The organism is Streptomyces sp. NPDC044719, from assembly GCF_056433405.1.
In genome coordinates, this window is record NZ_JBWKHE010000014.1 from 17,870 (window position 1) to 39,766 (window position 21,897).

The window sequence follows — 21,897 nt, forward strand, 5'->3', positions numbered from 1 at the left end:
GAGCGGCCCTGCCTCAGCTCTGGTTGAAGAAGCCGTCCGTGCGGTGCCCGGCCGGGTCGCCGTTCACGATCTCCGTGTTGGCCGGGGTCAGCAGGAACACGCGGGTCGACACCCGCTCGATCGAACCCCGCAGGCCGAAGATCAGCCCGGCCGCGAAGTCGACCACGCGCTTGGCGTCGGCGGCGTCCATGGCCGTGAGGTTCATGATGACCGGCACGCCCTCGCGGAACAGCTCGCCGATCGCGCGGGCGTCCCGGAAGCTGTCCGGGGTCACCGTGCCGATGCGACGGCCTCTCTCCTCGGCGACGTCCGAGGCCACCTTGACACGCGGATCGGTGACCCAGGCCTCCCCGGACTCGGTCCCGTCGGAGTAGTCGTCGTCGTAGTAACGCTCGTCTTCGTTGTCGTCGACGAGGCCAAGCCAGGCACTTGCCTTGCGTACCGATCCCATGGACGCCTCCTCTCACAGCGGTCTTTCTGCTTTCCGCATCCCTATGGTCGTCCATGATGCGGATGGCGCGCCAAGTGGATAGACGCCGCACGGGGGGTTTGTGACGGTACTGGTGCACAGCGATTCCGTCGAGAGTCCGTGTTTCCCAAGGGCCTTGTCGTAAACGACTGCTGACTGTGAGTGAAATATGATTCTTCACGGCGTACGGGTGATGGGCAGTGCGTACGGGTGAACGGGTTGGCCGATATTATGCGGCGCCCAAACATCGTACGGAGCGCGGGGGACGTCGTGTTCGGAATGGTCAGGCCCTGTCGGCATCGGCTCGGTGAGAGTCTCACCGCCCAGTGGATGGCGCATTTGTGTGGGCTGTGTCTCGCTTTGCGCGGGGATCACGGTCAGCTCGCGCGCATCGTGACGAACTATGACGGGCTTCTCGTCTCTGTATTGACGGAGGCTCAGACACGCCCTGTGACCGGTGCGTCGGGTGGTGTGGGACGGCGTACGGCGGGTCCGTGTCCGCTGCGCGGGATGCGCACCGCGTCCGTCGCGCACGGTGAGGGGGCGCGACTCGCCGCGGCCGTGTCGCTGGTGCTCGCCTCCGCCAAGGTGCGCGACCATGTCGCCGACGGAGACGGGCTGCTGGCCCGGGCGCCGGTGGCGCGTGCCGCGCGCCGGGTCGCGGCGGGCTGGGACCGGGCAGGGGCCCGGACCGGCTCCGCCGTAGGGTTCGACACGGCCGTCCTGGTCGATGCCGTGGACCGGCAGGGCGGCATCGAGGCGCTCGCCGGGCCCGGGACACCGCTCCTGACGGTGACCGAGCCGACCGAGACCGCGACCGCCGCCGCCTTCGCGCACACGGCGGTCCTCGCCGGCCGGCCGTACAACGCCGGGCCGCTCGCCGAGGCCGGTCGCCTCTTCGGGCGGCTCGCCCACCTCCTGGACGCCGTGGAGGACCGGCACGCTGACGCCGCGTCAGGCGCCTGGAACCCGATCACCGCGACCGGCACCTCCCTCGCGGAGGCCCGGCGGCTCGCCGACGACGCGGTGCACGGCGTCCGGCTGGCGCTGCGGGAGGCGGAGTTCACCGACGGGCGGCTGGTGCACCGGCTGCTGGTGCACGAGCTGCGTACCTCCGTCGACCGGGCCTTCGGCACGACCGCCTGCGCCCACACCGCCGGTCCCGAGGCGGCCGGTCCCCATGCGCCGCCCGGCACCGGCGCACCGGGCGGTCCAGGCGCCCCGCTGCCGCCGGAGCCGCCGCGCGGCAACCGGCGCGGGCTGCTCGCCGGGTGCGCGGTGTGGGTCGGGCTCGCCTGTACGTGTCAGATGTGCTGCGGCACGTACCACGACCCGTGGTCGGGCGAGCGCAAGGAAGGGCAGTGCGGCAACTGCGACTGCAGCGGATGCGGGGACTGCTGCAGTTGCTGCGACTGTTGCGGCAACTGCTGTGACAACTGCGGCTGCGACGGCTGCGACTGCGGCTGCAGCTGCTGAGGCACGAGCGGGACGGCCGCGGAACGGCCGCGGAACGGGCCGGCGGCGAGGTGCGGCTCGGGGCCGGCCCGGGCCCGGTGTAACGGTCGTTCCAAGGTTGAAGGCCGAAAGGCCCTCTTGCGCCTACCGGCCGTTCGGCCGAATACTCCCCCACAGCGCTTGTCAGGGGCACGGCGTGTTCGGGAACCGGACGCGCGGTCCCAGGCTGCGCCTCACGGGCCCGAGACCCCACGAGGGCCCCCTACTTCCCCTGTGGAGGAACGAAAAGTGAGGATCAAGCGCACCACCCCCCGCAGCGGCATTTCGAGACGGACCCGGCTGATCGCCGTTTCCACCGGCCTCGTCGCCGCCGCAGCGATCGCGATCCCCAGCGCGAACGCGTCCGACACCCCCACCACCTTCAGCGCCGCCGAACTCAAGAGCGCGAGCGGCTCGATACTGAAGGCCGACATCCCGGGCACCGCCTGGGCCGTCGACAGCAAGACCGACCGTGTGCTCGTCACCGTCGACAGCACGGTCACCCAGGCCGAGATCGCGAAGATCAAGCAGCAGGCCGGCGCCAACGCCGACGCGCTCACGATCAAGCGCACCCCCGGCAAGTTCAACAAGCTCATCCAGGGCGGCGACGCCATCTATGCGAGTAGCTGGCGCTGCTCCCTCGGCTTCAACGTCCAGAACAGCAGCGGTCAGCAGTTCTTCCTGACCGCCGGTCACTGCACCGACGGCGCGGGCACCTGGTACTCCAACTCCGGCCGCACCACGGTGATCGGCTCGACCGCCGGCTCCAGCTTCCCGGGCAACGACTACGGCCTCGTGCGCTACAGCGGGTCCGTCAGCCGGCCCGGCACCGCGAACGGCGTGGACATCACGCGCGCGGCCACCCCGAGCGTGGGCACCACCGTCATCCGCGACGGCTCCACGACCGGTACGCACAGCGGCCGGGTCACCGCCCTCAACGCCACCGTCAACTACGGCGGCGGCGACATCGTCTCCGGCCTGATCCAGACCACCGTCTGCGCCGAGCCCGGTGACTCCGGCGGCTCGCTCTACGGCAGCAACGGCACCGCGTACGGTCTGACCTCCGGCGGCAGCGGCAACTGCTCCTCCGGCGGTACGACGTTCTTCCAGCCCGTCACGGAGGCCCTGAGCGCCTACGGGGTCAGCGTGTACTAGGCCCTACCGGGCAGCAGTAGGCAGCGTTTGTGCCCCCGCACGCATTGCGTGCGGGGGCTTTCCCTTGTGGGGTGGGGCAGTTTGTGGCTGCTTGTCATGCCTTAAGGAGAGTGCAGGGAAAGGTAAGCCAATGTCCGCCCCTCGGATGTCGATTGGGGCCACTTGGTTGGGCGATTTTCAGCCATGGCCAGACCTCGCAGAGTGCACACACATTACTCACGCGTAATGTTTGCAGTGTGAACGCGTGTGAAGCGCGTGCGAGTTGGGTCCGATTTGACCGTGCGCGGTCAAAATGTGGGGGCGCGGGGTCGGCAATCTACGCGCGTCCTGAACTCGACCTTGTGTGCTCCCCGTTGTCCTCGGAATAGTGGGCGCTCGTCAACAAGGCCTTCCGGCCCGCGAGGTCCCCACAACCTCCCGGGTCGACCCCCCACAGGAGGACATGAGTTGAAGCACCGACGCATACCCAAGCGACGTGCAGCCCTGGCAGGTGCGGGTGTCGCCGCACTCGTCGCCGCTGGAGTGACCTTCCAGTCTGCGAACGCCAGTGAGCCCGCGAAGGCCTCCGCGCCCGAGACCCTGTCTGTCTCCGCGGCCGGAAAGCTCGCCTCGACGCTGGCCAAGGACCTGGGCGCCGACTCGGCCGGTACGTACTACGACACCAAGAGCAAGAACCTCGTGGTGAACGTGCTCGACGAGGCCGCGGCCAAGGCCGTCGAGAAGGCGGGGGCCAAGGCGAGAGTCGTGGCGAACTCTCTCGCCGAGCTGAAGAGCGCCCGCAGCACGCTGAAGGCGGACGCGACGATCCCGGGGACCGCCTGGGTGACCGACCCGACGACGAACAAGGTCGTGGTGACCGCCGACCGTACGGTCTCCAAGGCCGAGTGGGCGACGCTGACGAAGGTCGTCGACGGGCTCGGGACGAAGGCCGAACTGAAGAGGTCGAAGGGGGAGTACAAGCCCTTCATCGCCGGTGGCGACGCGATCACCGGTGGCAGCGGCCGCTGCTCGCTCGGCTTCAACGTGGTCAAGGGCGGCGAACCGTTCTTCCTGACCGCCGGTCACTGCACCGAGGGCATCTCCACCTGGTCGGACTCCAGCGGCAAGGAGATCGGCACCAACGCGGACTCCAGCTTCCCGGACAACGACTACGGGCTGGTCAAGTACACCGCCGAGGTGGCTCACCCGAGCGAGGTGAACCTCTACAACGGCTCGACCCAGAAGATCTCGGGTGCCGCCGAGGCGACCGTCGGCATGGAGGTCACCCGGAGCGGGTCGACCACCCAGGTGCACGAAGGCAAGGTCACCGGGCTGGACGCCACCGTGAACTACGGCAACGGTGACATCGTCAACGGCCTGGTCCAGACCGACGTCTGCGCCGAGCCCGGCGACAGTGGCGGCTCGCTGTTCTCCGGCGACAAGGCGATCGGGCTCACCTCCGGTGGCAGCGGTGACTGCACCTCCGGTGGGGAGACGTTCTTCCAGCCGGTGACCGAGGCGCTGTCGGCGACCGGTACCGAGATCGGCTGACACCCGCACGGCTTCGCGAAGTCCCGCCCCTTGTGTGAGGGGCGGGGCTTTCGCGTGTGTCCTACGGCTCGTGCGCCGGGAGCGGGGTGGCTGCTCGCTTTCGCAGCGCGGCGGCCGTCAGCGTGAGGGCTGCTCCCGCCACCGCCCAGGCGGCCAGCACCAGGAGTGATGTGGTCATGGCGTTGTTCTCGAAGTAGGCGATCGAGCGGGTGGCCCAGGTGCCCGCTCCCGGGGGGAGTGCCGGGCCGATCGCCTTCCAGAAGGGCGGGAGCAGGGGCGGGGGGAGTGCGCCGCCGGCGCTCGGGTTGCCGAGGATCACCACCAGCAGGATCACCAGGCCGATCCCGATCGTGCCGAAGATGCCCTGGAGGGCGAGGGTGGCCGCGCCCACGGCGAAGATGATCAGCGCGCCCAGACCCCAGAGGGCTACCGTGCCGCCGGGGAGGGCGTCCAGGATCGGGCCGGCGATGAGGGCTCCGCCAAGCCCGCCGGTGATCGCGACCAGGGCCATGACCGCCAGGCGGATCGCGGCGCGTTCGGGGGTGGACGGTTTCGCTCCCGCGCTGATGGCCAGGGCCGCGGCGCCCAGGTAGCCGCCCACGCACCAGCCGACCACCAGGTAGAAGGGCGTGAGTCCGTTGGGGTCGTGGGCGCCGGACGGGATGACGTCGACCGTGCGGAGTCTGCGCTTCTCCGACTTCTCCAGGGTGGTGACGAGGTTCGTCAGGGTGCCGGCGAGGACCCTGCCGCCGCCGGAGGCCACGAGGAGGGTGTCGGTGCCCGCCGGGTCGATGATCAGGGCGCCGTCGATGTCCCGGTTCATGATCTGGTTCCGGGCCGCTGCCGCGTCGGGCAGTGCGCGGGGGTCCAGCGGGGAGCCGGGCAGCCGTTCCAGACGGGTCACCGCTTGTGCGGAGGCGGCCTGTGGGGCGACCACCGCGAAGGGCACGTCCTTGGGTTTCGGGTCGTGCAGTGCCCCCACGTAGGACGCGATGAAGAGCAGCTGGAGGGCGATCACGCCGAGGATGAGCAGGGTGGCCCGCGGGGTGACGGCGTCCTTCACCTCGTCGAGGAACGAGCTGTGCGGCATGCCTCCACGGTCGGGGGCGGCCGGGTGTTTCCGCAGGTGGGGCGGGGCCGAACGGATGTCGCACATGCATTCGAAAATTGGTCTATGGTGGGGGTGAGGTAGCTGGGAACAGATGTTCGAGAGCTGGTGTGGCTCACGAGTGCGGGAGGTGCGTGTGCCGGGGTTCACGCATCTGCACACCGTCTCCGGATTCTCGTTGCGATATGGAGCCTCGCATCCGGAGCGGCTGGCCGAGCGTGCCTCCGAGCGGGGCATGGATGCCCTGGCTCTCACCGATCGCGACACGCTCGCCGGTGCCGTCCGGTTCGCGAAGGCCTGTGCGAAGTCGGGGGTCCGTCCGGTGTTCGGGGCGGATCTGGCGGTGGCGGGCGCCCGGGCTCCGGAGAGCGGGGACCGGCGGGGGCGGCGTCGGACCCCGGTGCGGGGCGGGGCCTTCGTCGACGAGTCGGCTCCCCGCGTGATCTTTCTTGCCCGGGACGGTGCCCGGGGGTGGGCCGAGCTGTGCAGGCTCGTCTCGGCGGCGCACGCCGGGGAGGGGCCTACGCCGCTGCTGCCCTGGGAGCACCGTCACGCCGAGGGGCTGACCGTGCTGCTCGGGCCCGAGTCGGATGTCGGGCGTGCCCTGGCCGCGGGGCGTCCCGATCGTGCGGCGCGGCTGCTCGTGCCCTGGCGTGAGGTCTACGGCGACGACCTGCGGCTGGAGGCCGTCTGGCATGGCCGAAAAGGTACGGGTCCAGGGTCCCTGCGGCTGGCCGCCCGCACCGTCGGGTTCGCCGCCGAGCAGCGGATCCGGCCCGTGCTCAGCAACGCCGTGCGGTACGCCGACTCGGGGCTGGGCCCGGTCGCCGACGTCCTGGACGCCGCCCGGCGTCTGGTGCCCATCGACCCGACCAAGGAACTGGACTCCGGCGAGGCCTGGCTCAAGGGGGCGGGGGCCATGCTCGGGGTGGCGGAGCGGATCGTGGAGGCCGCGGGGTTCCGGCGGGACACCGCTCATCGGCTGGTGGAACAGACCGAGGCCACGGCCGCCGAGTGTCTGGTCGATCCCGAGGACGACCTCGGGATCGGTACCGTCCACTTTCCCGAGCCGCAGCTGGTCGGCGCCGGGCGTCGTACCGCCCAGCGGACGCTGGCCTCGCGGGCGGTGGCGGGGATGGTGCTGCGCGGGTACGACCGGCGGCGGGAGTACTGGGAGCGGATGCACCATGAGCTGGACATCATCGCCCATCACGGCTTCGCCTCTTATTTTCTGACCGTCGCCCAAGTGGTCGACGATGTCCGGGGGATGGGGATCCGGGTCGCCGCCCGGGGGTCCGGGGCGGGGTCGCTCGTCAACCATCTGCTCGGGATCGCGCACGCCGATCCGATCGAGCACCGGCTGCTGATGGAGCGGTTCCTGTCGAAGGAGCGGGTCGTACTGCCCGACATCGACATCGACGTGGAGTCCGCGCGCCGGCTGGAGGTCTACCGCGCGATCATCGGCCGGTTCGGCACCGAGCGGGTCGCGACGGTCGCGATGCCGGAGACGTATCGCGTGCGGCACGCGATCCGGGACGTGGGGGCCGCCCTGTCCATGGACCCGGCCGAGATCGACCGGGTCGCCAAGTCCTTCCCCCACATCCGGGCGCGGGACGCCCGTGCGGCGCTGGAGGAGCTGCCCGAGCTGCGTGCGCTGGCGGGGGAGAAGGAGAAGTACGGGAGGCTGTGGGAGCTGGTCGAGGGGCTGGACGCCCTGCCGCGCGGGGTGGCCATGCACCCGTGCGGGGTGCTGCTGTCGGACGCCTCGCTGCTCGCGCGTACGCCGGTCATGCCGACCAGCGGCGAGGGTCTTCCGATGTCGCAGTTCGACAAGGACGACGTCGAGGACCTCGGGCTGCTGAAGCTGGACGTGCTGGGTGTGCGGATGCAGTCGGCGATGGCGCACGCGGTGGCGGAAGTGGAGCGGGTGTCGGGTGCCCGGGTCGATCTGGACGCCCTGCCGCCGGGGGATCCGGAGACGTACCGGCTGGTGCGGTCCGCCGAGACGCTCGGGTGCTTCCAGATCGAGTCGCCGGGGCAGCGGGACCTGGTCGGGCGGCTCCAGCCGGCCACGTTCCACGATCTCGTCGTCGACATCTCGCTGTTCCGGCCCGGGCCGGTCGCCGCCGACATGGTGCGGCCGTTCATCGAGGCGCGGCACGGGCGGGCGCCGATCCGTTATCCGCATCCGGATCTGGAGGAGCCGCTGAAGGAGACGTACGGGGTCGTCGTCTTCCACGAGCAGATCATCGACATCGTCGACATCATGACCAGGTGCGGTCGTGGTGAAGCGGACCGGGTGCGGCGGGGGCTGTCGGATCCGGAGTCGCAGGGGCGGATCAAGGTGTGGTTCGCGCAGCACGCGGCGGCGAACGGGTATGACGCGGAAACGATTCAGCGGACCTGGGAGATCGTCGAGGCCTTCGGGTCGTACGGCTTCTGCAAGGCGCACGCGGTCGCCTTCGCCGTGCCGACGTACCAGTCGGCGTGGCTGAAAGCGCATCATCCTGCCGCCTTCTACGCCGGGCTGCTCACCCATGACCCGGGGATGTATCCGAAGCGGCTGCTGCTGGCGGACGCGCGGCGGCGGGGGGTGCCGGTGCTGCCGCTGGATGTGAACGCGTCGGGGATCGCACACCGTATCGAACTGGTGTCCGGTAGTTGGGGGCTGCGGCTGGCTCTCTCCGATGTGCACGGCATCAGCGAGGCCGAGGCGGCACGGATCGCCGAGGGGCAGCCGTACGCCTCGCTGGTCGACTTCTGGGAGCGCGGCCGGCCCAGCCGTCCGCTGGCCCAGCGGCTCGCCCAGGTGGGCGCGCTCGACGCGTTCGGCGCCAACCGCCGTGATCTGCAACTGCATCTGACCGAGCTGCACCGGGGCGCGCGGGGCGCGGGCGGAGGCCAGCTCCCCATGGCCGGAGGGCGGGAGACCGCCCCGGCCGGGCTGCCCGACCTCACCTCGTCGGAGCGGCTCAGTGCCGAGCTGGGCGTGCTGTCCATGGACACCTCGCGCAATCTGATGGACGACCACCGTGCCTTCCTCGACGAGTTGGGCGTCGTTTCGGCGCGGCGGCTGCGCGAGGCCCGGCACGGGGAGACGGTGCTGGTCGCGGGCGCCAAGGCGGCCACCCAGACACCGCCGATCCGGTCCGGCAAGCGGGTCATCTTCTCCACCCTGGACGACGGCACGGGCCTGGTCGACCTCGCCTTCTTCGACGACTCCCACGACGCCTGCGCCCACACCGTCTTCCACTCCTGGCTGCTGCTGGTGCGCGGGGTGGTGCAGCGGCGCGGCCCGCGCAGCCTCAGCGTGGTGGGCGCCGCCGCCTGGAACCTCGCGGAACTGCTGGAGGTACGCCGGGAGGAGGGCCTCGAGGGCGTCGCGGCCCGGCTGGCCGGCGGTGGTGACGCCGGGGGCGATTCCGGTGGCGACGGTGAGGACGACGGTGAGGGAGCGGCGCGCCGGCGGCTCGCCGGATCGGAGGGGGCGCCGGCACCGGCGGGCTCCGCGGCCCAGGATCCGATGGAGCAGCGGAAGATCCGCATGCCCACGGGGTACGAGATGCACCCCTGGGCCGATCTGCGTCCCGCGGGCGAAGGGCCCGCGGTGGGACGGAAGTTGTGGCACCAGAGTCCGGGGAGTGCGGGATGACCATCCTCTGCGTACGTTTCCAGCTGCCTCCGACGCGCGAGGCCGATCTGCCCAGACTGCTCGGGATGCTCGAGGAGTTCACGCCGGTCGTCCAGGCCCTGCCACCGGACGGGGCGCTGGCCGACCTGGGGGGCGCCGAGCGGTACTTCGGGCGGGACGCCGTCGAACTGGCCTCGGTGATCCGGGTGCGGTCGCTCGCGCTGCACGGCGTCGACTGTGTGATCGGCGCCGGACCCGGGCCGATGCTGGCCCGTATGGCGCTGGGCGACGCCGTGCCCGGGATGACGTCCGTGGTGCCCGAGGGGCGGGACGCCATCGCGGAGTTCCTCGCGGTCAAGCCCGTCGCCGCGCTGCCCGGTGTCGGCACCAGGACCGCCCGTACGCTGGGCGACTACGGCCTCGACACCCTCGGCCTGGTCGCCGCCGCGCCGCTGTCCACGCTCCAGCGGCTGGTCGGCGCGAAGGCCGGCCGCGAGCTGCACGAGAAGGCGAACGGCGTCGACCGCGGCCGGGTCGTCCCGAACGCCGTCTCCCGCTCGCTCGCCACGGAACGCCCCTTCGAGCGCGACGAACTGGACCCGGACCGGCACCGCCGGGCGCTGCTGTCGGCCGCCGAGGAGATCGGCGCCCGGCTGCGGGCCCTGGGCAAGGTCTGTCGCACGCTCACCCTCACCGTGCGCTACGCCGACCGGTCGGCCACCACCCGCAGTCGCACGCTGACCGAACCGACCGCGCATTCACCGGCGCTGACCAGGACCGCGTACGGCATGTACGAGGCGCTCGGGCTGCAGCGCGCCCGGGTGCGCGCGCTCGTCCTGCGCGCCGAGGGACTCGACCCCGCCGACCAGGCCTCCCATCAGCTGACCTTCGATCCCGTGGACGAGCGGGTCCGCCGTATCGAGGAGGTCGCGGACCGCGCGCGAGCGAAGTTCGGGCCGCGGGCGGTGATGCCCGGGGGACTAGGGGGACTGGCGGCGTGAATCCCTCCATGTGACGTCAGTTGGCCCACGGCGGTGCGATGCGGGTGCCGTCGGCCAGGTGTGCCTCCAGGCCGATGGAGGTGGTGACCCAGGAGTACGCGGTCCGGCCGGTCGGGTTCTCCACGGTCAGGGTGGCGCCGGGGTTGATGATCACCGTGTCGCCCGCCGTGATCCGGTCGGTGCGGCCGTCGAGGGTGATCAGCAGCTCGCCGTCGAGCAGATGGAAGATCTCCTCCCGGCTGACCGTGTGCGCGGGAGCCTTGAGGCCGGCGGGAATCTCACCACGCCAGGCGCACAACTCCTTGCTCCCGCTCAGCGGTGTGGCGTACGAGACGAAACGGGCGCCGTGGATCTCGTGTGTGACGGCGTCCGAGGAGCGGATGACGGGCATGGCTGCCTCCGGTCGATCAGTGGGGTCAGTTGGTCAAGTAGCTTGACTATATGGTCAAGCTGCTTGACCGTCACGTCAAGGGTGTTTCAATGCACGGGTGCAGAACTCCGAGGCCATGGCCCTGTCCGCCGCCCTGCTCGCCGCCGCCGGCGGACTCACGCAGCGCATCCATGAGGGCGTGGTCGCGCGCGGCTTCGAGGGGTTGCGGCCCGCGCACGGCTTCGCCTTCGCCCGGCTCGCTCCCGACGGTGCGACGGTCACCGACCTCGCCGTCCACCTCGGGGTGACCAAACAGGCCGCCAGTCAGCTCGTCGACGAGATGGTGCGCAAGGGGTACGCCGAGCGGCGGCCCCACCCCGAGGACGCGCGGGCGCGGCTGGTCGTGCTGACGGGGCGGGGGTGGGCCTGCACTCGGGCTGCCGAGGAGGCGGCCGCGGAGGCGGTGCGGGAGTGGGGTGCGGTGCTGGGGGAGGGCGAAGCGCGGGTGCTGCGGGAGCAGTTGCTGCGGATCGCGCCACAGGGTCCTGTGCGGCCCGCCTGGTGAGGGCGGTGGCAGGGGTGGGGTGGTCGGTGCCGGTTACCGCTGGAAGTTTTTACTGACGCGTAACTTCCCAGGCTGGCTACTCGCTCGTAACTTGACGAGTGAACAGCATCCTCGTGATCCGGATCACAGGCGTCGTGCCGTCGCACTTCCCTTGACCCGCAAGGAGATCACTCGATGCTGCCCTGGAAACGAGTGCTCAGACCCCTGGCCGCGCTGCTGCTGACCGCCGCGGCCGTCACCGTCCCCGCCACCACCGCCCAGGCCGCCGCCCCCGGCGCCGGCTGGAACGACTACTCCTGCGAGCCGTCCGCCGCCCATCCCCGCCCCGTCGTCCTGGTCCACGGCACCCTCGGGAACTCCGTCGACAACTGGCTGGGCCTAGCCCCCTATCTGAAGGTCCGCGGCTACTGCGTCTTCTCCCTGGACTACGGCCAGCTCGAGGGCGTCCCCTTCTTCCACGGCCTCGGGCCCGTCGAGAAGTCCGCCGGACAGCTGAAGGACTTCGTCGACAAGGTGCTCGCCGCGACCGGCGCCGCCGAGACCGACGTCGTCGGACACTCGCAGGGCGGCATGATGCCCCGCTACTACCTGAGGTTCCTCGGCGGAGCGGCCAAGGTGAACGCCCTGGTCGGCATCGCACCCTCCAACCACGGCACCACCCTGAGCGGCTTCACCAACCTGCTGCCCTACTTCCCGGGTGCCGCGGACCTGTTGGCGAAGAACACCCCCGCCCTCGCCGACCAGGTCGCCGGCTCCGACTTTCTGGAGCGGCTGAACGCGGGCGGCGACACCGTCCCGGGCGTGCGCTACACCGTCATCGCCACCAAGTACGACGAGGTGGTCACGCCGTGGCGCAGCCAGTACCTGAGCGGGCCCGACGTGCGGAACGTCCTGCTCCAGGACCTGTGCCCCGTCGACCTCTCCGAGCATGTGGCGATCGGGCTGTTCGACCGGATCGCCTTCCATGAGGTGGCCAACGCACTGGATCCGGGGCGGGCTCGGCCCACCACCTGTGCGTCGGCCTTCGAATGACACGTGTCACCAGTTGACGTGTCGCCTGTTGACACGTGCCAAGAGACGTTTCGGGGCCTGTCCGGCCTGAGCCGCCGGACAGGCCCCGGGGCGTGGGGCGGTGGGGGTCAGCGGCTCCGCCGGCCGTCGTTCACCGTCCGGCGCCTGGCCGAGAGGAACAGGGCCGAGGCACCCAGTGCCAGTGCCGCCGCTCCGCCGATCGCGACGTACGGGGTGGTGCTGTCACCGCCGGTCTCGGCGAGGTTCTCCGTGGCACCGGCCGCCTCCGGCCGGTTGGGCGCGGGTGGGGCGGCCTTCGGCCGGTTCGGCGTGCTCTCCTTCAAAGCCGCGGCCGGTTCCGCCGAGGTGCTGGGGTCGTTGTCGCCGTGCCCGTGGTGCTCGACGGTCGACTTGGCGTTGCCGTCCTTGATCTGCTTCTCGCTGGGAGCCGAGGCGGTCGGGGCCGGGGCCGTGCCACCCTTCGCGGTGTCGCCGCTGCCTTGGAAGGTGACGTCCGAGCAGGAGTAGAACGCCTCCGGGCTGTCCGACCGCTGCCAGACCGCGTACAGCAGATGTCTGCCCGAACGCTCAGGCAGGGTGCCGGAGAAGGTGTAGAAACCGCCCGTGGCGGCCGGGTCGGTGGACGTCGCCACCGGGTTCTTCAGGTCCAGGTCGCTCCAGGCCAGAGGCTTGGCCGGGTCGTAGCCGGACTTGGTGAGGTACACCTTGAAGGTGCCCTTGTGGGGCGCCGTCACGCGGTACTTGAAGGTGTGCGAGCCGCTGCGCACGCTGGTCGCGGGCCAGTCGGCGCGGGCCAGGTCGAGCCCCTTGAACTGCGCGTTGTTCGCGCTGCACAGCTTGCCGTCCGGGATCAGCCGCTGGTGCCGTCCGCCCGCGTCGCCGATGCGGATGCCGTTCCAGTCGTAGAGAGCCTGGGTGCCGCCCGCCGCGACGGCCGCCTTGCACGCGGCCGACTTGGGGCTCTCGGGGCCCTCGGCGTAGCACTGCGAGACCCGGCTGACCGGGTCGCCCATGGATCCGTGCGCGGCCGCCGGAGTGGCGGTCAGTGCGGTCAGGGCGAGCGGAAGGCTGCCGAGGGCGGCGACGGTGGCTACCGTGCGGCGTGCGGGCATGCGGGAACTCCTCGAAACGGCTCATACGGTTGTGGGGACAGGCCCCGGCCCGAGCGGGCCGGATCCCGTGGGGTGATCCGAAACTAACCCCGGAGAACCGTGAAATCGCCTGCTGGGGACGGGTGGAGGAGATCCTTATGGCCGCGTTAAGGGAGTGCTCAGACTGGCATCAGGTAGGTACCGTCGCGGCATGGCAGACGAGGAGATCCGGCCGGCCGGAGCCGCCGACGTACCGGTCGTCGAGGGCGTGATCGACGCGGCCTTCCGCCCCTACATCGAGCGCATCGGCCAGGTGCCGCAGCCCATGGAGGAGGACCACGCGGCGAACGTGGCCGCGGGCAGGGTGTTCGTGACGGGCGAGCCCGTGATCGGCCTCGTGGTGGTCGAGGCCTTCGAGGACCATCTCTTCCTCGACATCATCGCCGTCCACCCCACCGCGCACGGCAGGGGAGTGGGGCGACGGCTGCTTCGCTTCGTCGAGGCACGCGCGCGTGCGCTGGGTCTGCCGGAGATCAGGCTCTACACGAACGCGATGATGTGGGAGAACCAGAAAATCTACCCGAGGTACGGCTACGAGCTGGTGGAGCGCCGTGTGGACGGGCCCTACGACCGTGTCCACTACCGCAAGCGGCTGCTCTGAACGCGTCTCATGACCGGCACCGGCCGGTCAGCTGTCCGGCCACCATGTGCGCGCGACGTCCTTGCGGACCTCCGGGCGCCCGCCGGGGCGCTCGTCGGCCTCCTCGCGGAGCTTGCGGACGTCCGACTTCTTCAGGGGCTTCTGCACGGTCACACGGCGCATGGCTGCCTCCTTAGGGGCTACCGGGTTCCGCGTTCTCACGGAGGTAGACCTTTCGGGGGAGAGTTCCTCATCGCTCCCGGTCTGTCTGTGGCGGCTGTCACCATTCGAGTGTCAGTGGCGGGTGTCACTCTTGGGCCCATGACGCATGACGGTGAACCTGTGACCTCGGCGAACACCCCTCGCCCGGGCGTGGACTGGGACGCGCGGGCGGCCTCCTTCGACGAGGAGCCGGACCACGGGCTGCGCGACCCCGGGGTGCGCCGCGCCTGGGCCGGGCGGCTGCGCGACTGGCTGCCCGGCAGCGCTGGCGACCTCCTCGATCTCGGCTGTGGCACCGGCAGCCTGTCGCTCCTCGCGTCCGAGCAGGGACACCAGGTGACGGGCGTGGACCTCTCCGAGGCGATGGTGACGCTCGCCCGGGAGAAACTGGCCGGGCGCGACGCGGTGTTCCTCGTCGGCGACGCCGCGGCCCCGCCGGTCGGGGAGCAGCGCTTCGACGTCGTTCTCGTACGGCACGTCCTGTGGGCCCTGCCCGACCCCGGCCGCGCCCTGCGGCACTGGGCCGGGCTGCTGCGGCCGGGAGGGCGGCTCGTGCTGGTCGAGGGCGTGTGGGGGACGGCCGATCCGGTCGGTATACCGGCGGAGCGCCTCACCGCCCTCCTCGCCCCGATCGCCGGGCGGGTGCGTGTGGAGCGGCTGTCGGACGATCCGCTGCTGTGGGGCGGGGAGGTGACCGACGAGCGGTATGCGGTGGTCGCGGTGACGGGCTGAGGCGGGGGTCAGGCCAGGAGCGCGGCGAAGTCGCCGCCGTGGGCCCGGGTCTCCAGTTCGTCGAGTGCGGCCAGAGCGGCGGTCGCGGCCTCCGGGTCGGTCTGGGCGAGGCCGCTCTCGGCGAACTCGTCCTCGTCGAGGCGGCGTACGTCCGTGCCGTCGGCGGAGCGCCAGAGGTCCAGGTCGAGGTCCTCGACCAGTAGCTCCTGGCCAGACCGAACGGCGGGGCGGGTGATGTCGCAGTACCAGCCCTTCAGCGTGCCCGTGGCGGAGCGGACCTCCTTCACCGCGTACCAGCGGTTCCTCCAGTAGTACTCCGTGAAGACGTCCCCGGGCTCGAAGCGGACGAACCCGAAGTCGCGTACGCCGCTGCCCGCCCACGGGGCGCGGACCGTGACGCGGGTGCCGTCGTCCGCCAGGAGCTCGCCGGTGTAACGGATCTTCGTACGGCCCGCCTTGACGAGGACGACATCCACCTCGCCGGGCCGGTCAGCCGAGTTCGCGGACATGGCGCACTTCCTTCGCGCAGATCTCGTAGCCGAACCACTTGTTGATGGCGATCATCGGGTCGTTGCCCGTGTCGTTGCCGGTGAACGCCTCCTCGTATCCGGCGGCGCGGGCCCGGTGCAGGGAGTCGTTCTTGGCGAGCTTGGCCAGGCCCCGGCCGCGGAAGGCGCGGGCGGTGCCGGTCATGGCGGTGGCGTAGCGGGTGCCGCCGTCGGTGTACGCCACGCTGAAGGCGGCGGGGCGGCCGTCGACGACCGCGACCGTGGTCAGGTCGCGGTTCAGAAGCGGGTGCCTCCAGGTCTCCGCCAGCCAGGCCTCGTAGTCCGTGAACTCGACGTCGATGTCGCTCGGTTCGTCCGACGTCGTCTCCGCGTCCAGTTCGAACATGGGGCGCGGGTCGTCCGCGAAGTCGGCGGCCGTGCGCAGTTCGACGCCCGCCGGGGGCTCCTGGCGTGGTGGCAGGGTGCCGGCCGCCAGGTCCAGGCGCAGGAAGTAGGCGGAGCGGCTGGCCCGGAAGCCGTTCCGCTCGGCGAAGGCGAGGTTCTCCGGCTCGTCCAGCACCCAGGCGAACAGCTTCCTGACGCCCAGTGCGGCCAGGCGTTCCTCGGCGGTGCGCAGCAGCAGCGAACCGGCGCCGCGGTGCCTGCGGTCGGGGCGCACGTAGATATTGGCGGATCCCTGGCCGGGTTCCGGGCTGTCGTGGGCGACGCTGATCTGGGCCGTGCCGATGATCTCGCCGTCCTCCTCGGCGATGAGCTGTCCGAAGTGGGCGTCCGGATGGACGTGCGTCAGGGTGTGCACCACCGACTCGGGGGTGGACAACATGTAGGGGAGGGCGAGGCGACGGGTGTCGGAGAACCCCTCGGCGTCGGCTCGGACGTCGGGACGCAGGTCGCGCACGATCACAGTCATGGAGGCGGACGTTACGTGGAGGCACACCCCGGGTGCCTCTCATTTTCCGTCGGGTACGGGACAATCGGCCTGTGACGTTGAAGATCGACATCGATGACAGTGCTCCGCCGTACGAGCAGGTGCGGGCGCGGATCTCCGAGCAGGCCCGGTCGGGGGCGCTGCCGGTGGGATACCGGCTGCCGACCGTGCGGGGTCTGGCCGAGTCGCTGGGACTCGCCGCGAACACCGTCGCCAAGGCGTACCGGGCGCTCGAGGCGGACGGCGTGATCGAGACGCGAGGGCGCCACGGCACGTTCGTGGCAGCCGCCGGCGCGGCGGCGGACCGGGAACTGGCGACCGCGGCGCAGGCCTATGTGGAGCGGGCCCGACGGCTCGGGCTCACGGAGGCCGACGCACTGGCGGCGGTACGGGACGCCCTGCGGGCGGCTTACGGGGAGTAGGGGGTCGGGCTGCTGGTTCGGGTTGGGTTGTCGTCCGGGTGCGGGCCGGTGGGGGTTGTTCGCGCAGTTCCCCGCGCCCCTAGGGGGCGTCGCCCTAGGGGCGCGGGGAACTGCGCGACCGGCCACAACGGCGCCGCAGTCGGCGTACGGCCTTCCGCCGCACACCGTCGCCGGAGAGGAAAGTCCCGTCAGCCGGCCCGCGCCAGTCGCCCCGGCGTCCGGGTGATCTCCAGGCCCGCCGATCTCCCCACCCGTGCGAACGTTCTCGCGTCCTCCACCGCCGCGCCGCCCGGGTCGTTGTTGAAGTACGCGTAGACGTCCTCGCCGTCGGGCCAGGTCGTGGCGATGCGGTCGAGCCAGGTGGCGAGGGATCGTCGGCCGTAGCGGGGCCAGGGGTGGGCGCGGCCCTGGTGGAAGCGGACGTAGCCCCAGTCGGTGGTGCGCCACAGCGGTGTCACGGGACGGGCCAGGATGTCGGCCCAGCACAGGGCGGCGCCACGGGAGCGCAGGACCGCGCGGACCTCCGGTGTCCACCAGGAGTCGTGGCGGGGCTCCACGGCGACCCGGGTCGAGGCGGGGAAGCAGGCGAGGCAGGCGTCCAGGAGCCCCGGGTCGGCGCGCAGGTTGGGCGGGAGCTGGAGGAGGACCGGGCCGAGGCGGCTCCCCAGGCCCGCCGCGTGGCTCATCAGGCGCTGCACCGGCTCCTCGGGGTCCTTGAGCCGCTTGATGTGGGTGAGGTAGCGGCTCGCCTTGACCGCCACGACGAAGTCCCCGGGCACCCGCCTCCGCCAGTCCTCGAAGGTCTCCCGCGCCGGCAGCCGGTAGAACGCGTTGTTGATCTCGACCGTCGCGAAGTGCTGGGCGTACTCCTCCAGCCAGAGCCGCATCGGCAGCCCGGACGGGTACAGGACGTCCCGCCAGTCCTTGTACTGCCACCCGGACGTGCCGACGAACAGGGTCATAACCCCATCAAAACACCGGCCGGTACCGACCTTCTACAGATACAGCCCCGCGTCCGCGCCCCCGCGCGGCTCCGGCAGGGCGGTCGGTGACGTGCCCCGGCGCAGCGCGTACAGCTCGGCCAGGGTCGCGCCCTCGCGGCCGACGCCGTCCTCGTGGCCCAGCCAGCCCACCGCCTCCGACCGGGTCAGCGGACCCACCTCGATCCGGGCGAGGCAGCGGCCGGGGCGGACGACGGCGGGGTGCAGGCGCTCCAGGTCCTCGTTGGTCGTGACACCGACCAGGACGTTGCGGCCCTGGCCGAGCAGTCCGTCGGTCAGGTTCAGCAGCCTCGACAGGGCCTGGCCCGCCGTGTGCTTGGCCTCGCCGCGGATCAGCTCGTCGCAGTCCTCCAGCAGGAGCAGCCGCCAGCGGCCCTTGCCCGTCGCGTCCTCCTCGCCGATCGCGATGTCCATCAAGTAACCGACGTCGGAGAAGAGCCGCTCGGGGTCCAGGACGCAGTCCACCTGGCACCAGTCCCGCCAGGAACGGGCCAGGGTGCGCAGCGCGGACGTCTTGCCGGTTCCGGGCGGGCCGTGCAGCAGGAGCAGCCGGCCCGCGATGTCCTCAGGGGTGGTCTTCATCAGGCGGTCCATGGCGTCCGCCACCGGCGCGGTGTAGTTGGGCCGCACCTCGTCCCAGGTGCCCGCCGCGATCTGGCGGGTCGTGCGGTGCGGGCCGCGTCGCGGGGAGACGTACCAGAAGCCCATCGTGACGTTCTCCGGCTGCGGTTCGGGTTCGTCCGCCGCGCCGTCCGTGGCCTGGTCGAGGACCTTCTGCGCCAGCTCCGCGCTGGTCGCCGTGACCGTGACGTCGGCGCCCCGGTTCCAGCGGGAGACCAGCAGCGTCCAGCCGTCGCCCTCCGCCAGCGTGGCGCTGCGGTCGTCGTCCCGGGCGACGCGCAGCACGCGGGCGCCGGGCGGCATCAGCGCCGCCCCGGACCGTACGCGGTCGATGTTCGCCGCGTGCGAGTACGGCTGCTCGCCCGTCGCGAAGCGGCCGAGGAACAGCGCGTCGACGACATCGGACGGGGAGTCGGAGTCGTCGACGTTGAGCCGGATCGGCAGCGCCTCGTGCGGGTTTCCAGACATGCCGCCATGATCCGGCACCGGGGCGCCGCGTGCACCCGGTTTCCCGGTGCACGCGGCAGGTTCCCCCCGCGCAGGTCAGACCCCGGAGCGGGACACCAGCCGGCGTGCCTGCCGGGTCCTGCGGACCAGCGCGTACCCCTTGGTCAGGGCACGGTCCCTGGCGAACGTACGGGCGATCGCACGACCCTCGATCACCCGCTCGAACTCGTCGATGTCCGTGCCGCGGCGCACCGTCACGCGCCGCAGGGCGTACGGCCCCTGCGCGCGACGCGCCAGGCCGTTGCCCACGGCGAGTGCCTGGGCGTACCCCGTCTCACGTACCGCCCGCCGGACCCGGCGGCTGGAGTAGCCGTAGGGGTAGGCGAACGAGGTCGGTACGGTGCCCAGTTGGTCCGCGACGATCTCTTTGCAGTGGATCAGCTCGAACCGCAGCGTGGCATCGGAGACCTGGTCGAGCTGCGGGTGGCTGTGGCTGTGCCCGCCGATCTCGACGCCCGCCGCGGCGAGCTCACGGACCTGATCCCAGTCCAGCATGGTGTCCAGGCCGCCGCCGGTGTCGTACGGCCCCTTCAGCCACCCCGTCGAGGCGAACAGGGTGGCCGGGAAGCCGTGCTTGGCGAGCGCGGGCAAGGCGTGCCGGTGCACGCCCTCGTAGCCGTCGTCGAAGGTGATGAGGACCGGCCGCTCGGGCAGCGGCCGGCCGGAGCGCCAGCACGCCGCCAGTTCGGCCGTGGTGAGGGGCCGCAGCCCCCGGTCCGCGAGCACCGCCAGCTGCTCGGCGAACGCCTCCGGGGTCACGGACAGAGCGCGGGTCGCGTCGTTCGGATCGGTCGCGACCGCGTGGTACATGAGGACCGGTACGCGCACGTCACTCACGGACCCGCACCTCCTCCGGCACGGACGACGGCTGCGCCGTCTCCACCGCGGGCACCGAGAACGTGGCCCCGCCCCGGCGGGCCCGCACGCTCCCCACCACGTATCCGCCCGCCGCCGTGAGCACCCCGGCGACGATCGCGCCCGCCCGGCCCACGCCGCCCGGCCGGGCCAGCAGCGCGTCCCGAAGGCCCCGCGCCACCCCGGCCGGCAGTACCCGGGTCGTATACCGGCGCTCCGACTCGAGTCCCTTCTCGGCGCCGACACTCCGGGCCACCAGGGCCTTGGACAGGCCCTCGGCATAGGTGCGCGTACGGAAGTAGCGGAAGTGCTCGCGGACCTCGGGCACGCGGTGGTGGATCACCGCCCGGTCGTCGATCAGCAGCACCGCGTCGGGCCGGGCGCGGCTGAGGCGGATGCACAGTTCCGTCTCCTCGCAGCCCAGCGGTCGTTTGTCGCCGTCCCTGCCGATGCCGGTGGCGAAGCCGCCCGCCGCGTCGAACGCGCTGCGGCGGAACGAGGCGTTGCCGCCGAGCACATTGCGCACCCGGACCCGGCCGCGGGGCAGGCCCCGGTAGGTGCAGCCCACCACCCAGTCGAACTCCTCCGGGAACCAGTCCGGCCGCCGCCCTGACGCCCAGACCGGGACCGTGCGCCCGCCGACCGCCATCACCCGCGGGTCGGTGTACGCCTCGGCGAAGTGCCGCAGCCAGTCGCGCTCGGCCACGGCGTCGTCGTCGAGGAAGGCGACTATCTCGCCGCGCGCCGCCGCGATCCCGGTGTTGCGGCCCGCGGACAGGCCACGGGGGCCCGCGTTGGCGAGCACCCGCACCACGGCGCCCTGGGAGGGCTCCTTGTACTCCTTGGCCAGCCGCTCCCGCAGCGTGTCGTTGTGGTCGACGACCAGCAGCGTCTCCAGGGCGGGCCGTGACTGCGCCCGCACCGAGGAGACCGCCGCGAGGATGTCCTCCCAGCGGTCCTCGGTGTACGCGCAGATCACGACGGAGATGCCGGGACCGCTCAAGACACCTCTCCCCGCATGGCGTCCATCATCGGCGACTGGGGCGAACGGCGGCGCAGCGCACGGCGGTTGGAGCGCTCCTGGAGGATCACCCTCAGCACGCGCAGCCCGTCCCGCACGGCCCGCAGATTGCTGACGCCGTGGATGCGCAGGTACTCGTGGCTCGGGATCTCCTGCACCTTGAGCCCGGCCTTGACGACCCTGATGTTCATCAGGGTCTCGACCTCGAAGCCGGTGCAGTCGAGGTCGATCTTGTCGAGGCAGTGCCGCCAGAACGCGTTGTACCCGTAGCACAGGTCGGTGTAACGGGCGCCGAACTTGCGGTTGACGGCCGTGCACAGCGCCCAGTTGCCGAGCTTGCGGATGAAGGTCATGTCGTCGGTGCCGCCGCCGTTGGCGAAGCGGGAGCCCTTGGCGAAGTCCGCGCCGGAGACCAGGGCGGAGACGTACGACAGGATCTCGCCCCCGTCGGCCGAGCCGTCCGCGTCGACCATCACGATGATGTCGCCGGTGCAGGCCTGGAATCCGGTGATCAGGGCGTCGCCCTTGCCCTTGCCGCGCTGCTCGACGACCTTCACCTCGGGCCACAGCTCGCGGGCCACCTGGACGGTGTCGTCGGTGGAGTTGCCGTCGACCAGGACCACTTCGTGTATCCAGTCGGGCAGGGTCTTGAAGACGTACGGGAGATTCTCCGCCTCGTTCATGGCCGGGATGACCACGCTCACCGGCGGCGCGATGGCCAGGTGAGAGGAGACGGGCCGGTACTTCCCGGCGACCGGCGGATGCTGCTCCGCGGCAGCCGGCTGCAGAACTGAGCTCATGAGTCTGGTCCCTCTCGTCCGGTGGACCGCCCCCCCAGGGCAGTCCGGATCCAATCCGGTTCGAAAGGGGGGTTCTCACCCGTGGCACGCACGCCGAGATGGAGCTTCGGGCACGCCGGGTGAGCTGGCAAAGCTGGCCGGCCGCAAAACGGCAGCCGACCGCGCGGCACGGCCCGGCCACCATGTGCGGTCA

General features: G+C 71.4%; 22 protein-coding genes. 10 read left to right on the plus strand and 12 right to left on the minus strand.

Annotation, left to right across the window (positions count from 1 at the left end; genetic code table 11):
* Window positions 1-13: 13 nt before the first annotated feature.
* The gene (locus tag AC07DF_RS39040; protein WP_184597617.1) at window positions 14-451 is read right to left on the minus strand and encodes a cell division protein SepF; all 438 of its coding nucleotides are present in this window, start codon (window positions 449-451) and stop codon (window positions 14-16) included.
* 288 nt (window positions 452-739) lie between these two features.
* Here AC07DF_RS39040 and AC07DF_RS39045 point away from each other — a divergent pair, with 288 nt between their 5' ends.
* The 3 genes from AC07DF_RS39045 (at window position 740) to AC07DF_RS39055 (ending at window position 4,648) form a co-directional block, all read left to right on the plus strand.
* Complete coding sequence (locus AC07DF_RS39045; RefSeq protein ID WP_478981934.1) at window positions 740-1,945, plus strand: DUF5685 family protein; 1,206 nt, start codon at window positions 740-742, stop codon at window positions 1,943-1,945.
* A 267-nt stretch (window positions 1,946-2,212) separates the two neighbouring features.
* Entirely contained in the window at window positions 2,213-3,118 is a 906-nt protein-coding gene (locus AC07DF_RS39050; RefSeq protein ID WP_382498022.1) for a S1 family peptidase, read from the plus strand.
* 447 nt (window positions 3,119-3,565) lie between these two features.
* On the plus strand, window positions 3,566-4,648 hold the full coding sequence (locus AC07DF_RS39055) for a S1 family peptidase (RefSeq protein WP_478981936.1): 1,083 nt from the start codon (window positions 3,566-3,568) through the stop codon (window positions 4,646-4,648).
* Window positions 4,649-4,709: 61 nt separating this feature from the next.
* On the opposite strand, the gene AC07DF_RS39060 is transcribed toward AC07DF_RS39055, so the two are convergent.
* Window positions 4,710-5,738: a DUF3533 domain-containing protein gene (locus tag AC07DF_RS39060; RefSeq protein WP_478981938.1), complete on the minus strand. Its 1,029-nt coding sequence runs from the start codon at window positions 5,736-5,738 to the stop codon at window positions 4,710-4,712.
* A gap of 154 nt (window positions 5,739-5,892) precedes the next feature.
* Here AC07DF_RS39060 and AC07DF_RS39065 point away from each other — a divergent pair, with 154 nt between their 5' ends.
* Both AC07DF_RS39065 and AC07DF_RS39070 read left to right on the plus strand, forming a co-directional pair.
* Complete coding sequence (locus AC07DF_RS39065; protein WP_478981940.1) at window positions 5,893-9,408, plus strand: DNA polymerase III subunit alpha; 3,516 nt, start codon at window positions 5,893-5,895, stop codon at window positions 9,406-9,408.
* Window positions 9,405-10,388 carry a DNA polymerase Y family protein gene (locus AC07DF_RS39070; protein WP_478981942.1) on the plus strand — a complete coding sequence of 328 codons (984 nt, stop codon included), beginning with the start codon at window positions 9,405-9,407 and terminating at the stop codon, window positions 10,386-10,388. The genes AC07DF_RS39065 and AC07DF_RS39070 overlap by 4 nt, the downstream gene beginning before the upstream one ends.
* A 16-nt stretch (window positions 10,389-10,404) precedes the next feature.
* Here AC07DF_RS39070 and AC07DF_RS39075 read toward each other — a convergent pair whose 3' ends face one another.
* A complete protein-coding gene (locus AC07DF_RS39075) occupies window positions 10,405-10,779 on the minus strand; it encodes a cupin domain-containing protein (protein WP_478981944.1) in 375 nt (124 codons plus the stop codon).
* Window positions 10,780-10,876: 97 nt separating this feature from the next.
* Here AC07DF_RS39075 and AC07DF_RS39080 point away from each other — a divergent pair, with 97 nt between their 5' ends.
* Window positions 10,877-11,323, plus strand: coding sequence for a MarR family winged helix-turn-helix transcriptional regulator (locus AC07DF_RS39080; protein ID WP_478981946.1), 447 nt, complete (start codon window positions 10,877-10,879; stop codon window positions 11,321-11,323).
* Window positions 11,324-11,497: 174 nt separating this feature from the next.
* Window positions 11,498-12,355 (plus strand): esterase/lipase family protein, encoded by an 858-nt coding sequence (locus AC07DF_RS39085; protein WP_478981948.1) that lies wholly within the window; start codon window positions 11,498-11,500, stop codon window positions 12,353-12,355.
* A gap of 107 nt (window positions 12,356-12,462) precedes the next feature.
* Here the strand turns inward: AC07DF_RS39085 and AC07DF_RS39090 are convergent, their stop codons facing one another.
* Complete coding sequence (locus AC07DF_RS39090) at window positions 12,463-13,467, minus strand: lytic polysaccharide monooxygenase auxiliary activity family 9 protein (protein WP_478981950.1); 1,005 nt, start codon at window positions 13,465-13,467, stop codon at window positions 12,463-12,465.
* 190 nt (window positions 13,468-13,657) lie between these two features.
* Here AC07DF_RS39090 and AC07DF_RS39095 point away from each other — a divergent pair, with 190 nt between their 5' ends.
* A complete protein-coding gene (locus AC07DF_RS39095) occupies window positions 13,658-14,107 on the plus strand; it encodes a GNAT family N-acetyltransferase (protein WP_478981952.1) in 450 nt (149 codons plus the stop codon).
* A gap of 27 nt (window positions 14,108-14,134) precedes the next feature.
* Here AC07DF_RS39095 and AC07DF_RS39100 read toward each other — a convergent pair whose 3' ends face one another.
* On the minus strand, window positions 14,135-14,269 hold the full coding sequence (locus AC07DF_RS39100; protein ID WP_478981954.1) for a hypothetical protein: 135 nt from the start codon (window positions 14,267-14,269) through the stop codon (window positions 14,135-14,137).
* A gap of 138 nt (window positions 14,270-14,407) precedes the next feature.
* Between AC07DF_RS39100 and AC07DF_RS39105 the strand changes: the two genes are divergently transcribed.
* Entirely contained in the window at window positions 14,408-15,040 is a 633-nt protein-coding gene (locus tag AC07DF_RS39105; RefSeq protein ID WP_478981956.1) for a class I SAM-dependent methyltransferase, read from the plus strand.
* Window positions 15,041-15,048: 8 nt separating this feature from the next.
* Here AC07DF_RS39105 and AC07DF_RS39110 read toward each other — a convergent pair whose 3' ends face one another.
* Entirely contained in the window at window positions 15,049-15,549 is a 501-nt protein-coding gene (locus AC07DF_RS39110) for a ribonuclease FAU-1 family protein (protein ID WP_478981958.1), read from the minus strand.
* The gene (locus tag AC07DF_RS39115; RefSeq protein WP_478981960.1) at window positions 15,530-16,459 is read right to left on the minus strand and encodes an N-acetyltransferase family protein; all 930 of its coding nucleotides are present in this window, start codon (window positions 16,457-16,459) and stop codon (window positions 15,530-15,532) included. Before AC07DF_RS39115 ends, AC07DF_RS39110 begins: the two co-directional genes overlap by 20 nt.
* 71 nt (window positions 16,460-16,530) lie before the next feature.
* Between AC07DF_RS39115 and AC07DF_RS39120 the strand changes: the two genes are divergently transcribed.
* Window positions 16,531-16,899: a GntR family transcriptional regulator gene (locus AC07DF_RS39120; RefSeq protein ID WP_382497996.1), complete on the plus strand. Its 369-nt coding sequence runs from the start codon at window positions 16,531-16,533 to the stop codon at window positions 16,897-16,899.
* Window positions 16,900-17,087: 188 nt separating this feature from the next.
* Here AC07DF_RS39120 and AC07DF_RS39125 read toward each other — a convergent pair whose 3' ends face one another.
* The 5 genes from AC07DF_RS39125 to AC07DF_RS39145 all read right to left on the minus strand — a co-directional run bounded on the left by AC07DF_RS39125 (window position 17,088) and on the right by AC07DF_RS39145 (window position 21,704).
* The gene (locus tag AC07DF_RS39125) at window positions 17,088-17,861 is read right to left on the minus strand and encodes a DUF72 domain-containing protein (protein ID WP_478981963.1); all 774 of its coding nucleotides are present in this window, start codon (window positions 17,859-17,861) and stop codon (window positions 17,088-17,090) included.
* 33 nt (window positions 17,862-17,894) lie between these two features.
* On the minus strand, window positions 17,895-18,989 hold the full coding sequence (locus AC07DF_RS39130) for a DUF5925 domain-containing protein (protein WP_478981965.1): 1,095 nt from the start codon (window positions 18,987-18,989) through the stop codon (window positions 17,895-17,897).
* 75 nt (window positions 18,990-19,064) lie between these two features.
* Window positions 19,065-19,865, minus strand: a complete 801-nt coding sequence (locus AC07DF_RS39135) for a polysaccharide deacetylase family protein (protein WP_478981967.1) — start codon at window positions 19,863-19,865, stop codon at window positions 19,065-19,067.
* Window positions 19,858-20,886: a glycosyltransferase family 2 protein gene (locus AC07DF_RS39140; RefSeq protein WP_478981969.1), complete on the minus strand. Its 1,029-nt coding sequence runs from the start codon at window positions 20,884-20,886 to the stop codon at window positions 19,858-19,860. Before AC07DF_RS39140 ends, AC07DF_RS39135 begins: the two co-directional genes overlap by 8 nt.
* Window positions 20,883-21,704, minus strand: coding sequence for a glycosyltransferase family 2 protein (locus AC07DF_RS39145; RefSeq protein ID WP_478981971.1), 822 nt, complete (start codon window positions 21,702-21,704; stop codon window positions 20,883-20,885). The genes AC07DF_RS39140 and AC07DF_RS39145 overlap by 4 nt, the downstream gene beginning before the upstream one ends.
* Window positions 21,705-21,897 lie beyond the last annotated feature (193 nt).

Excerpts from the sequence above, each read along its gene's own strand:
- AC07DF_RS39115 (WP_478981960.1), bottom strand. The coding sequence starts at position 16,459 with ATGACTGTGATCGTGCGCGACCTGCGTCCCGACGTCCGAGCCGACGCC.
- AC07DF_RS39075 (WP_478981944.1), bottom strand. The coding sequence starts at position 10,779 with ATGCCCGTCATCCGCTCCTCGGACGCCGTCACACACGAGATCCACGGC.
- AC07DF_RS39070 (WP_478981942.1), top strand. The coding sequence starts at position 9,405 with ATGACCATCCTCTGCGTACGTTTCCAGCTGCCTCCGACGCGCGAGGCC.
- AC07DF_RS39040 (WP_184597617.1), bottom strand. The coding sequence starts at position 451 with ATGGGATCGGTACGCAAGGCAAGTGCCTGGCTTGGCCTCGTCGACGAC.
- AC07DF_RS39125 (WP_478981963.1), bottom strand. The coding sequence starts at position 17,861 with ATGACCCTGTTCGTCGGCACGTCCGGGTGGCAGTACAAGGACTGGCGG.
- AC07DF_RS39060 (WP_478981938.1), bottom strand. The coding sequence starts at position 5,738 with ATGCCGCACAGCTCGTTCCTCGACGAGGTGAAGGACGCCGTCACCCCG.
- AC07DF_RS39145 (WP_478981971.1), bottom strand. The coding sequence starts at position 21,704 with ATGAGCTCAGTTCTGCAGCCGGCTGCCGCGGAGCAGCATCCGCCGGTC.
- AC07DF_RS39110 (WP_478981958.1), bottom strand. The coding sequence starts at position 15,549 with ATGTCCGCGAACTCGGCTGACCGGCCCGGCGAGGTGGATGTCGTCCTC.
- AC07DF_RS39130 (WP_478981965.1), bottom strand. The coding sequence starts at position 18,989 with ATGTCTGGAAACCCGCACGAGGCGCTGCCGATCCGGCTCAACGTCGAC.
- AC07DF_RS39085 (WP_478981948.1), top strand. The coding sequence starts at position 11,498 with ATGCTGCCCTGGAAACGAGTGCTCAGACCCCTGGCCGCGCTGCTGCTG.
- AC07DF_RS39095 (WP_478981952.1), top strand. The coding sequence starts at position 13,658 with ATGGCAGACGAGGAGATCCGGCCGGCCGGAGCCGCCGACGTACCGGTC.
- AC07DF_RS39090 (WP_478981950.1), bottom strand. The coding sequence starts at position 13,467 with ATGCCCGCACGCCGCACGGTAGCCACCGTCGCCGCCCTCGGCAGCCTT.
- AC07DF_RS39100 (WP_478981954.1), bottom strand. The coding sequence starts at position 14,269 with ATGCGCCGTGTGACCGTGCAGAAGCCCCTGAAGAAGTCGGACGTCCGC.
- AC07DF_RS39105 (WP_478981956.1), top strand. The coding sequence starts at position 14,408 with ATGACGCATGACGGTGAACCTGTGACCTCGGCGAACACCCCTCGCCCG.